Source organism: Paraburkholderia caffeinilytica (genome assembly GCF_046030355.1).
Taxonomy (GTDB): Bacteria; Pseudomonadota; Gammaproteobacteria; order Burkholderiales; family Burkholderiaceae; genus Paraburkholderia; species Paraburkholderia caffeinilytica_B.
This window is the reverse complement of the sequence record NZ_JAQQCQ010000034.1, coordinates 29,698-41,893: the sequence shown is the minus strand read 5'-3', so window position 1 is coordinate 41,893 and position 12,196 is coordinate 29,698. Positions and strand designations below refer to the sequence as shown.

The 12,196-nt window shown below is 61.5% G+C and carries 8 protein-coding genes; all 8 read right to left on the bottom strand.

Translation table 11 applies throughout. The features are described from left to right. Nucleotides 1-22: 22 nt before the first annotated feature. On the bottom strand, nt 23-583 hold the full coding sequence (locus PQQ95_RS33485; protein ID WP_408445856.1) for a GNAT family N-acetyltransferase: 561 nt from the start codon (nt 581-583) through the stop codon (nt 23-25). Nucleotides 584-587: 4 nt separating this feature from the next. Then, complete coding sequence (locus PQQ95_RS33480; RefSeq protein WP_408445855.1) at nt 588-1,949, bottom strand: TldD/PmbA family protein; 1,362 nt, start codon at nt 1,947-1,949, stop codon at nt 588-590. Further along, on the bottom strand, nt 1,949-3,385 hold the full coding sequence (locus tag PQQ95_RS33475) for a TldD/PmbA family protein (RefSeq protein ID WP_408445852.1): 1,437 nt from the start codon (nt 3,383-3,385) through the stop codon (nt 1,949-1,951). The genes PQQ95_RS33480 and PQQ95_RS33475 overlap by 1 nt, the downstream gene beginning before the upstream one ends. Then, entirely contained in the window at nt 3,378-5,039 is a 1,662-nt protein-coding gene (locus PQQ95_RS33470) for an ABC transporter ATP-binding protein (RefSeq protein ID WP_408445850.1), read from the bottom strand. The genes PQQ95_RS33475 and PQQ95_RS33470 overlap by 8 nt, the downstream gene beginning before the upstream one ends. Continuing rightward, nucleotides 5,036-6,151 carry an ABC transporter permease gene (locus PQQ95_RS33465; RefSeq protein WP_408445848.1) on the bottom strand — a complete coding sequence of 372 codons (1,116 nt, stop codon included), beginning with the start codon at nt 6,149-6,151 and terminating at the stop codon, nt 5,036-5,038. The genes PQQ95_RS33470 and PQQ95_RS33465 overlap by 4 nt, the downstream gene beginning before the upstream one ends. After that, on the bottom strand, nt 6,105-7,157 hold the full coding sequence (locus tag PQQ95_RS33460) for a microcin C ABC transporter permease YejB (RefSeq protein WP_408445846.1): 1,053 nt from the start codon (nt 7,155-7,157) through the stop codon (nt 6,105-6,107). Before PQQ95_RS33460 ends, PQQ95_RS33465 begins: the two co-directional genes overlap by 47 nt. A gap of 8 nt (nt 7,158-7,165) precedes the next feature. After that, nucleotides 7,166-9,121, bottom strand: a complete 1,956-nt coding sequence (locus tag PQQ95_RS33455) for an extracellular solute-binding protein (protein WP_408445932.1) — start codon at nt 9,119-9,121, stop codon at nt 7,166-7,168. A 224-nt stretch (nt 9,122-9,345) separates the two neighbouring features. Further along, nucleotides 9,346-12,081 carry a TonB-dependent receptor gene (locus PQQ95_RS33450; protein WP_408445844.1) on the bottom strand — a complete coding sequence of 912 codons (2,736 nt, stop codon included), beginning with the start codon at nt 12,079-12,081 and terminating at the stop codon, nt 9,346-9,348. Nucleotides 12,082-12,196: the final 115 nt, after the last annotated feature.

The window sequence follows — 12,196 nt, the reverse complement described above, 5'->3', positions numbered from 1 at the left end:
GGCCGATAGCGGCCGATGCTGGCTACTCAGCGGTCGACATCCACGGCGCCGCCTCACGCAGCCGCGCCATGAAATAACAATCGATCAGCATGCCACGGCGCAACACGGCGCCACGCTGATGCGCTTCGATCTCGAAGCCAAACTTGCGGTAAAGCGCGAGCGCCGCGTGATTGTCGGCGAAGACGAGCAACTCGAGGCGGCGCAGACCGAGCCAGTTATCGGCCAGATCGAGCAGTTCGGTCATCAACGCGTTGCCGATGCCGCGCCGGTGCCATGCGTCGTGTACACCAATGCCGAGCGACGCGGCGTGCGCGCGGCGCCCTTTAAAAGGCGTGAGCTCCGCTTCACCGACTAGCGTGTCGCCCACCATCGCCGCGATCGCGATTTCGGGGGCCGCGAGCTCCTCAAGATATTCGCGCGTACTGGCAATTGTCTGAAACGGCACGTGCGGATTGCCGTTCACCACCGCCGGCAACTGCAGCATCGCGTGGTATTGCTCCACGTCGGCCACGCGCAAGGCGCGCAGCGTCAGGCCCTCGGGCAAGCGCCCAGATTCAGATTGTGTTCCTACGTTTTGATTCATAGGCTCATAACGTCAATTCGAACGACCTCGCGAGAATGCCGGGCAATTGCATGCCGCCCGTGGCACGCTCGCCCCATGTCGAGTCGCTCAATAGCAATTCCGCTTGTGCGCCGAGTTGCTCGAGTTCGCTGCCGAGCAGACGGTACAGGCTGTCGTCGAAACGCATGGCTTCCAGCGGCGCGACGATCTGCCCGTTCTCGACCCAGAAGGTCGCGAAGCGCGTCATGCCGGTCAGGCGGCAATTCATCCGGTCCGAGAAATTCACGTACCAGAGATTGCCGATGTAGAGACCTGTATCGAGCTTCGCCAGCACGTCTTCTTCCAGCAGATCGCCCGCCTGCATGGAGAGCGCTGCCGGCGACTCGTTCGCCAGCGCACCGTTGGGCGTCAACCCGTACTCGCGCGCGCTGCGTGCATTGGTCAGGCGCCCGGCACTGCGGCCGGCCTGGATCAACGGGACGCTTTCGCGCAAATAGCCGTCGTCGTTGAAGCCGGGTGTAATGCCGAGGTTCAGATCTTCGCTGATGGTGACGCGCGGGTCGACTACGATTTCTCCCACATGCAGCTTGTACAACTCGCTGCGCGACGTGGCCTGGGCGCGTGCGGAGAAACCACTCCATGCCGTCACGCCCAGCAGTTCCGCGAGCGCCTCGGGCGCCAGATACGAGCGATAACGCCCCGGCGCCAAGGTGCGCGGCGTGCGCGCGAGCACGGACAAACGCGCGGCGGCCAGCTCGACCTTGCGCGCGAAAACAGCGTCGCTCCAGTCGTCGCCGGCGTAAGTGGTTTTGATCGCGCGGCCGCTCGGGTCGTAGAGCGACCAGCTGAAATTGAAGTTATCGACTTCGTACCAGCCGCGGCTGCCGCTCGTGGACGCGAAACCGCGCACGATCGTGCCGCCCGCATAAAAGCCCACGAAATCCAGCCCTTGCGCGCATTCGGCAACGGTGCGCAACAAGCTGTCCGGCTCCGGCAGCTTGCCTGAACGTTGCGTGGTGCGCGCCCATTGCGACGTGTCGAACAACAGATGCGGATCGTCCGCCGCCCCGCGCAGGCTTTCCCGCAAGGTGGCGAGCGCCGCGCTCACGTCGTCCAGGTCCTGTTGCAGATCGCCGCAAACGGTCAGCGTCGAGTAGGCCTGCCGGGCGCCGTCGATCAGCCGCAAAGTCAGCTTGCCTTGCGACACGCTGCCGATCTGCCGCACCCGGCCCAGGTTGAAGCGGATAAAGTCGGACTGCTCGCCGGCAAATGAACTCAGCGTGGTTTCCGCGCCTTGCTGCAGGCGTTCGATAGCATCGGCCAGCGACGTGAAATGCTGCTGCCAGTCGATCGACGGCGCGGAACGCGAGGGGATGAATTGGCTCATCAAGCGCCTCCGAACACGTCGATGTTGCTGAACACGCAGGCCGGCGAGGCATGGCCGACGCGAATGATCTGGGCCGGTTCGCCCTTGCCGCACATGGACGTGCCGTACACCTCGCGCGTCTCCGCATTCCCCACCGCGCTCAGGCTGCGCCAGAAATTCGCCGAGATGCCGCGATAGTTCGGCTGTTTGACGACCTGGGTGAGCTTGCCGTTTTCGATCAGTTGACCGAACTCGCAGCCGAACTGGAATTTGTTGCGATGGTCGTCGATCGACCAGGAGGTGTTGGTGCGCATCAGAATGCCGTGTTCGATGTTGCCGATCATCTGCTCCAGCGAATGCTCGCCGGGTTCGATGTTCAGATTCGCCATCCGGTCGATCGGCGGGCGGTTCCAGTTCGACGCGCGCGAATTCGCCACGCCCGCCATATGCGCGCGTTGCTGCGAAAGCGCGCCGCCGAGCGGACGTTCAAGCACGCCGTCGCGGATCAGATATTGCTTTTTCGCTTCGGTGCCGTCGTCGTCGAAAGCGTACGCGGCGGCTTCCTCGCGCAGTTCAGGGTCGAAGGTCACGTTCAGCAGTTCCGACCCGTAGCGATACGAGCCGAACATTTCTTTCTTGACGAAGCTCCAGCCGGCGAAGTTGCGCTCGTCGCCGAGGATCCGGTCGAGTTCGAGTGGATGGCCGATCGACTCATGAATCTGCAGCATCATCTGGTCGGGCATCAGCAGCAGATCGCGCTTGCCTGACGGGCAATTCGGCGCGGCCAGCAATTGCAGCGCTTCATTGGCGACACGCGCCCCCGAGCCGTCGAAGCCGAAGCGCGTCAGCACTTCCATGCCGCCCTGCCCCAAGGTGCCGTAGTTGCCGCCGAGGGTCCGCACCTGCGTATCGCCGTCCGCATGCGCGGCCACGCTCAATTGCGGCATCACGAACTGGAACTGCTGATCGATTCGCACGCCGTCGCTGGTGATGTAAAGCTGATCGGTATGCGTGATCTGCACCGCCGCAACGCGTTCGACAATGCGCGCATCGAGATTCGCAGCCGCGCATTCCACGCTCAGGCGGTCCAACCATTCGGCGCGGCCCGGCAACGCATACTGCGCGTTCGGCGATACATAGTGGCCGCTCACCGCAGGGTGCGCCACTTCGCGATGGTCGATCAGCGACAAGGCCGCACTCGCTTCCGCGCGGGCCGTGGCGAGATCCAGCGCGTCCTGCAAGCCGGCCGCGGTCAGATTCGCGGTGGCCGCATAGCCTGCGCCCGCGCCCACCCAGGCGATCAGCATCGCACCGCGATCGCGCACTGTGCGCATGGGTTGCGCGATGTCGTTGCGGATCTCGTGATCGTCGATCTGTTCATCGACAATGCGCAGCGACCAGAACGCCGCACGGCTTGTAAGCGACCGGGCGGCTTGCGCCCAACGTTCGTCAATCATTGGCGATTCCCGTAGGAGTCTGCGCTGCCCCCGCCGGCGATACGATCAGCGACGACGCGAGCAGCGACTGGGTATAAGGATGCGACGGCGCGTGCAACACATCGAGTGTGTCGCCTGCTTCAACGATGCGCCCCGACTTCATCACGATCACGCGATGCGCCATGGCTCGCATCACCGCCAGATCGTGCGTAATGAACAAATAGCTTAGCTTGTACTTTTTCTGCAGATTTGTCAGCAGATTCAGCACCTGTTTCTGGATGGATACATCGAGCGCACTGGTCGGCTCATCGAGTACCAGCAATTCCGGCTCGACCGCGAGCGCACGCGCAATCGCAATACGCTGGCGCTGCCCGCCGGAAAACTCGTGAGGATAGCGCAGCATGGCGTCCGCGGGCATGCCCACTTCTTCCAGCAGACTGCCTATGCGAGCGCGCCGCGCCCGTGCGTCCATGTCGGGCTGATGCATGGTCAGCCCTTCGCCGATGATTTGCTCCACGGTCATGCGTGGCGACAACGAACCAAAGGGGTCCTGAAACACGACTTGCATGCGCGAATACAACGCCCGCCGCGAGCGCGCGGTTTTCAGCGTGGAAAGCGGCAAACCGTCGATATGGATATGGCCGGCGGCCGGTTGCTGCAGGCCGAGCACGGTGGCCGCCAGCGTCGATTTGCCCGACCCCGATTCACCCACGATGCCAAGCGTCTCACCGCGCCGCACGCTCAGGTCGACGTCGTGCACCGCGCGGAACGTGGAACGGCCGAACAGGGAACGCAAGCCTTTTGCGGAAGTACTGTAGTCGACGGCGAGTCCCTGCACGTCGAGCAAACGCCGCGCACCTGGCTCGACCGGCTCCACCGCGCGCTGCGGCTCACTGTCCAGCAGGCGCCGGGTGTAGGGATGCTGTGGATTGGAGAACAACGCTTCGGTCGTATTGGTTTCGACCAATACGCCCTTCTCCATTACCGCGACACGCTGCGCGAAACGCTTCACCAGGTTCAGGTCATGCGTGATCAGCAGGACGGCCATGCCACGCTCGGCCGCTTCCTGCTCCTGCAACGCGATCAACAGATCGACGATCTGCTGACGCACGGTAACGTCGAGCGCCGTCGTCGGTTCATCGGCAAGCAGCAGGCGTGGGCGGCACGCGAGCGCCATCGCGATCATGGCGCGCTGTCGCTGGCCGCCGGACAGTTGATGCGGAAAACTGTCGATGCGCCGTTCCGGCTCGGGAATGCCGGTACGCCTGAGCAACTCGATACCGCGCTGGCGCGCAGCATTCGGCCGCAAGCCTTCGTGCAGGCGCAAACTCTCGGCGATCTGCTTGCCGATCGTAAAGAGCGGATTGAGCGCCGTCATCGGTTCCTGAAACACCATGGCCACGTCGGCGCCGCGCAGACCGCGCATCTGCTGCTCGGTTTTCTGCAGCAGATCTTCGCCGTCGAGCAGCATGCGTCCGCTCAGATCGGCATGTTCGACGAGACGCAGAATCGACAACGCGGTCACGCTCTTGCCGGAGCCCGATTCACCGACGAGCGCAACGCGCTCGCCGCGCGCGATCGAGAGGCTGAGTTCATGCACCGCGATCTTGTCGCCGAAACGCACGGAGAAGCGGTCGATCTCGAGCAACGGACGGTTCGGTTTGGCTTCGCTCATCGCGGACCTCCACCGAACGCCGACCCGCGTTTGCGCGTATCGAGCGCATTGCGTAGTGCATCGCCCATGAAGGTCAACAGCAGCAACGTGATCACCAGCGCGGCAAAAGCCGAAATCGAAATCCACCAGGCATCGAGGTTGTTCTTGCCTTCCTGAAGCAATTCGCCAAGGCTCGGCGTGGGCGGCGGCACACCCAGCCCGAGAAAGTCGAGACTGGTCAGCGACAGAATTGCCGCGCTCATGCGGAACGGCAGAAACGTGATCACCGGCGTCAGGCTATTCGGCAGCACATGGCGCCACATGATCTGCCAGTTCGAGAGGCCCATGGTGCGCGCCGCCTTCACGTAATCCAGCGAACGGTTACGCAGGAATTCGGCACGTACGTAATCGGAAAGCACGAGCCAGCCGAACATCGACAGAAGAATGAAGAGCAGCCATAGCGTGGGCTCGAAGATCGACGCGAAGATGATCAGCAGGTACAGGTCCGGCATCGAGCTCCAGATCTCGATCAGACGCTGACCGATCAGGTCGGTGCGTCCGCCGTAGAAGCCTTGCACCGCGCCGGTCAATACGCCGATCAGCACGCCGGATACCGTAAGCGCGAGCGCCATCAGCACCGAGAGCCGGAAACCGTACAGCAGCCGCGCCAGCACGTCGCGGCCGTATTGATCCGTGCCGAGCCAGTTGCTTCGGGTAGGCGGCGCCGGGTACGGATGCGCGGCGAAATAGTCGATCGTGTCGTAATGGAAATGATTCGGCGGATAGATCGCAAAGTTGCCGTTCGATTCGAGCCGTGAACGAATATACGGATCGAGGTAATTCGCGCGCGCCGGAAAATCGCCGCCGAAAATCTTCTCCGAATAGTCTTTGACGATCGGAAAGTAATAGTGCCCTTCGTAACGGACGATCAACGGACGATCGTTGGACAGCACCTCGCCGAGCAGGCTGATGACGAACAGCGATACGAAGATCACGAGGCTCCAGTAACCGAGCCGCTGCTGCCTGAAGCGCAGCCAGGTGCGCCGCCAGGGAGACGGCGACGCCACGTGCGCCGCGCCGGACTGATCAGCGGTCCAGGCGGTTGAATTGGATGCGGGGGTCGACGAGGACATAGCAGACGTCAGCAATGAGTTTGGTTACGAGGGCGATCAGCGTGAACAGAAACAGCGAGCCGAGCACGACCGGATAATCACGGCGAATCACCGAGTCATACGAAAGTTGACCCATGCCGTCGAGCGAGAACAGGGTTTCAATCAGCAGATTGCCGTTCAGGAAGGCGCCGACGAAAGCCGCCGGCAAGCCGGTCAGCAACGGAATCGCGGCATTGCGCAGCACGTGTTTCCATAGCACGTCGCGTTCCGGCGCGCCTTTGGCGCGTGCGGTCAATACGTATTGACGTCCAATCTCCTCGAGGAAGGTGTTCTTGGTGAGAATCGTGACGATGGCAAAGTTGCCCACTACCGAAGCGGTGACCGGCAGCACGATGTGCCACAGGTAATCCAGCAGCTTGCCGAACAGGCTGAGGTCGTTGAAATTGTCCGAGGTCAGGCCGCGCATTGGAAACACCTGCCAGAACGTGCCGCCACCGAACAGCATCAGCAGCAGCACGCCCAGCACGAAACCAGGAATCGCATAGCCGGCGAGCACCAGCACACTCGTGACGGTGTCGAAGCGCGAACCGTTGCGCACCGCTTTCGCAATACCCAACGGCACCGATATCAGATACGTGAGCATCACCGTCCATAAGCCGAGCGTGATCGACACCGGCAGCTTCGATTTGATGACGTCCCACACGCTGTCATGCTGATAGTAGGACTGGCCGAGATCGAAGGTCGCGTAACGCTTGAGCATCAGCACGTAACGTTCGAGCGGCGGCTTGTCGAAACCGAACTGCTTCTTGATCTGCTCGATCTGCTGCGGATCGACACCCTGGCTGCCGTGATAGCCGCCGCCACCCGACCCCGCCTCTCCGCCACGGCCGGCGCCGTGGCGGAGTTGCGTCATCACCTGTTCGACCGGCCCACCCGGTACGAACTGCGTGACGACAAAGGTTAGCGTGACCACGCCGAGCAAGGTCGGCACCATCAACAGCAATCGTCTGAGAATGTAGGCAAGCATGCGGTTCCTTAATGGGCTGCCGCCGTTGTGGCAGGTGTGGATTGCGCCACTGGCGTTAGCTGCGTAGCGGGGGCGCCTGGCGCTTTCGCGTACCAGTAGTCAACGACCCAGTCTTCGTACAGGTAGGAATTCGGCACGGTTTTCGGAAAGCCAAGGGTGGTCTTGTAGCCGATGCGCGCGCCCGGCGCGTAGTACTCCGGCACCAGATAGAACGAGTAGATCAACACGCGATCCAGCGCGCGGGTCGCGGCCTCCAGATCGTCGAGATTGGTCGCCGACAGCGCGGAGTGAATCAGCGAGTCTATCGCCTTCGAACGAATGCCCATATAGTTTTCGGAGCCGACTTCGGACGCGGCCGCGCTGCCGAAACGGCGCGTCAGTTCAGCCCCCGGAATGGTGACGGGCGGATAGATGAAGGTGGTCATGTCGTACTCGAAATTATCCAGCCGCTTCTCGTACAACGCGCTGTCGATTTCGCGCATATGGGCCTGAATCCCAAGCATCTCGAGCGCCTGCATATAAGGCAGAATCAGACGATCCATGCCGGGTTGATCGTCCATGATTTCGATCGTCATCGGCGTGCCGTTGGCATCGCGCAATGCCCCATCACGATAGTGCCACCCGGCCTGCGCCAGCAGATCGCGTGCAACGCGCAAATTGCCGCGCAAGGAATTCGGCGAAATCGTGTCGGGCTGCTTGAGCATCGGGCCGAACACTTCCGGCGGCACACTGCCGCGCAGCGGTTCGAGCAGCGCCAGTTCCTTCTCGCCCGGCATGCCGGTTGCGCCAAATGGACTTGCTTCGAAATAGCTGCTGGTGCGCCGGTATTGACCGTAAAACATCATCCGGTTCATCCAGTCGTAGTCGAATGCCAGCGTCAAGGCATGGCGTACGCGTGGGTCCTGGAACATCGGCTTGCGCATGTTCATCAACATGCCTTGCATCTGCGCGGGACCGTCGGCGAACTCGCCTTTCTTCAATAGCCCGTTGTCGAAGTTCTTGCCGACATATTTGCGCGCCCACTGTGTCGCGCTGTATTCGACGATAACGTCCGCATCACCCGCCTTGAACGCTTCGAGTTGCGTGTAGTGGTCGCGGTACAGATTGAAGGTAATACGCGCGAAGCGGAACATGCCACGCCGCGACGGCAGATTCGCCGCCCAGTAGTCAGGATTGCGGCGATACGTGATCTGCTTGTCGTTTTTGCGTGCCTCGATCAGATAGGCGCCGCTGCTGATCGGTGGCGTGGAAGAGATCTGATCGAATGACGGCCGTTTGCCGCTGGGCTGCATCCCCCACTTCGGCGAGAAGATCGGCAGATCGCCGGCAATCAACGGCGCATCGCGCTCCGGATGCTTGAAATCGAAGCGGATCGTGTTCCTGTCGATCACGGTTGCGCTTTTAATGATCGAGAACTGCGCATTGAAAAGCGGGGATGCCTGGGGACTCGTCAAGGTGTCGTACGAATATTTGACGTCGGCGGCGGTGATCGGGTCGCCGTTCGAAAAGCGTGCGGCGGGATTGATATGGAACGTCGCCGACGTCAGATCCGGGGCGACGTCGACATCGTCGGCGATCAGCGGATATTCGGAGGCCAGTTCGTCCCAGCTACGCTGCATCAGCGTATCGAACATCAGATTGAGGATGTCGGGCGCGGGCGCGCCACGCACCAGAAACGGATTCAGCGAATCGTAAGTCTGCAGTTCGTTATAGTTTTCGAAGCTGAGCGAACCGTTAGCGGGCGCGTCGGGATTCGCATAGTCGAAGTGCGTGAAATCCGCGGGATATTTCGGCTGGTCGTACTGTGAAATCGATGGCTTCGCCTCGACCGCCATCGGGATCGCTCCGCACACCGCCAACAGGCCAGGCGCAGCGGCAACGGCGAACCCGATGCGCGCGGCGCGGCGCACTGCGCCGAGCAAACATCCCATCGCGTCGGAGAGGCGCAGCTGTCCGGAATTCATCATTCTTTTCGTCAGTCCATACAGTGCGCACCGGCTCGTGACCTGCGCGCGATTCGTCCTGCGTCACGAGCACAGCCGGTTGGCTTTACCCGCGCACGCTGGCCCATTGCAGCGACAGGCGGCCTGCGCCGCCCTACGATGAGTCGCCGCTCAAAGCACACCGCTCCGGTTCCTCGCACGAACGGAACCGGAGCGGTGTTTCCATCAGATCAACTGCCGGGACCTCAGAACTTGTACGTTGCGCCGATCTGCGCGAAACGCCCAATATACGTGTAGATCGACTGGTCGTAGCCATTCTGATCCAACGTGCCGTTCGCGAAGATCGGATCGTACGGCGGCGTACGATTGAAGATGTTGTCGATGCCGCCGTAGATCGTCCAGTTCTTGAACCCCGTGTACGTCATCATCAGGTTGAACTGGCTATACGATCCCACTTTGTTGGGCTGAGCCGCCAGATTCTGCGCGTACGGCCCCGTGAACTGCCACGTCAACGCTGCGTCAAACTTGTGGTACGTCCAGTCCAGGGTGGTGTTGCCCTTCCAGCGCGGGAAGCTGCCGCCGAACGGTTGCGTGAGGGTGAAGTTGTTACCCGCACCGTTCACCGGCGAAGCACCCGGGAAGCCGAGTTTGAAACTGTTCACGTAAGCCCAGTCACCCGACAGGGTGAAGGTACCGGCCTTCGTCGGCAGCGCCTGGCGGAACGTGCCTTCGAAGCCGTTCGTGTCGAGGTAGCCGAGGTTCTGGTACGGGATGACCTTGTACAGCACGTCGCCCGATGTGGGGTCGGTGACAATCGACGAAGGTGCCCCCTGGCCGATCACGTGATCGACGCGAATCTTGTACCAGTCGAAGCCGACATCGGTCGTACGCGTCGGCGACAACTCAAAGCCGATGTTGAGGTTACGCGTGCGTTCCGCCTGCAGGTCCGGATTGCCTTCCGTGATCGAGGTGTAGTTCAGACCGGTATTCGGGTCCACCTGGATACCCAGCGTTTGCGACTTGCTGTTTTCAACGAACGTCGGCGCACGGAAGCCACGGTTGTACGAGGTGTACATCGTGAGTGCCTGAACCGGCTGATAACGAAGCGCAAAGCGCGGCGAGAATGCACCACCAACATCGCTGTAGTGGTCGTAACGGCCCGACTGGCTGAACGTCAGGTTGCGCACAATCGGAATGTCCACCTGGTAGTACACGGCTGCAACGTTGCGTTGGCCGTTCACCGTCTGGAGATTCGGGTTGATCACCAGGCCGTCTTCGAATGGCCCACCCGGCGTGAGCGTTTCGCTCTGGTGCGTGAACTGTGCACCGAACCCGAGACCCACGTCGCCTGCCGGCAGATGGAAGAGCTCCGGTGTGGACAGCGTCGCGTCAACGGTATCGAGCTTCGAGACACCCAGGTTGTTCGCATCCCTGTACAAGCCGCTGAACGCGTTGGGCGTAGCCGACGGATTTGCGAAATTCAGTGTCCCGTTCTGATAGATGTTGGTCAGTACAGTCGGGTCCAGCTGGTTCGTGTAGGTGTTCGAAACCGTGCTTTGCGAGTGGCTGATGGACGTTGCCCAATCCCACTCACCATTCGGCAGGGCGAACGAGCCCTTGACGCCCGTGGACGCGCGCCAGTAGACGGAATCCGTCATTTCCGATACCGAGTTCGGGAAAGCATACGTGAGCGGGGTGGCCACGCCGAACGGGTTGTACGGGTTGCTCGCCGGCACCACCGTGCTAAACGGCGTAAGCAGCTTCGTCTGCGGATTCAGCACCAGCGTCGGGTTCTGCGGATTGCCGACCACGTTGCCCCACAGACCGTCGTTGGTGGTGGTGGAGTTGCTGCTGATCAGGAAGTCGCCGAATGCCGTCGTCGTATCGTTGATCTTGAAGTCAGCGTGAAGCTTCGCGTTCAGACGCTCGGTCATCGGCGCGATGGACGTGCCTTCGGCGGTGTTGAAGCCACACACCGTACCCGCCGAACCAGCAGTCAACGAGTTGGTGGCTGCAGGACGCACCGAACCGCCGGACGGACAACCGCTCAATGCCTGCACGCTGCCGTCAGGCATATTCCAGTACGACGGCGCGAGCAACGACAGGCCGCCCGCCTGATTCGTGAAATCCTGGTTGCGTGTCGAATCGCGGTCTGCGAGCGTAAAGCCATTCGACTTGTAGTAGCTCGCCGCAGCCGTTACGTTGAAGCGATCTGAGTTGAGATCACCGAAGCCGCCCAGCACGCCGAACTTGGTCGTACCGGCACCGCCGCCGCCGTTGATGGCACTGCCATAGCTGCCGTCGAGTTGCAGCCCCTGGAAGTCGTGCTTCGTGATGATGTTGACCACGCCCGCAATCGCGTCCGAGCCGTATTGCGACACGGCGCCGGTCTTCACGATTTCGATGCGGTCGATGGAGTTCAACGGCAGCGTGTTCAGGTCGAAAAAGGAGTCGACGCTGTTCGAGAAGAACGCGAACGGCGCAACGCGCTGTCCATCCACCAGCACAAGCGTGTATTTCTCGCTGAGACCGCGCAGGGCGATACCCGCGGCGCCTGCGGCGAAGTTGCCGGACTGACCTTCGCTCCAGCTATTCGCAGAGTTGGCCGACGTCGTACGCAGAAAATCGGCGACGGTTGTGGCGCCGCTATTCTGAATGTCTTTCTGCGTAACCGTCTGAACCTGGTTGAAGCCAACCTTGTCGGAACTGCGAATCAGCGACCCGGTCACTTCGAATTTCTTCAGCTGCTGAACGTTTTTGCCACCCGGCGTCGCCGTGTTGTTATCCGCAGACGGTGTTGCGGCAGTGCCCGATGCCGGCGCTGCCGCCACAGCGGGCGCGCTCTCCGTCGTCGCACCTGCCGCGGTTCCGGTGGTGGCCGGCTGGCTCTGCGCAAACGCCGGTACGACGATTGCGGCTGACAATGCCAGTTCAGCCCAGATTATTCTTTTGACGGCCAGCGCCAATGCCCTTTGTTTCATTTTTCCCCTTCCCGCTCGTCAATTAAGGCCACAGCTGTGTGTGTGAAGAGAGGTCTTGTGAACCTCCCCACTCGATATACGGCGATCGTGCGCCGCGCTCCGTTAAAGCTGACCC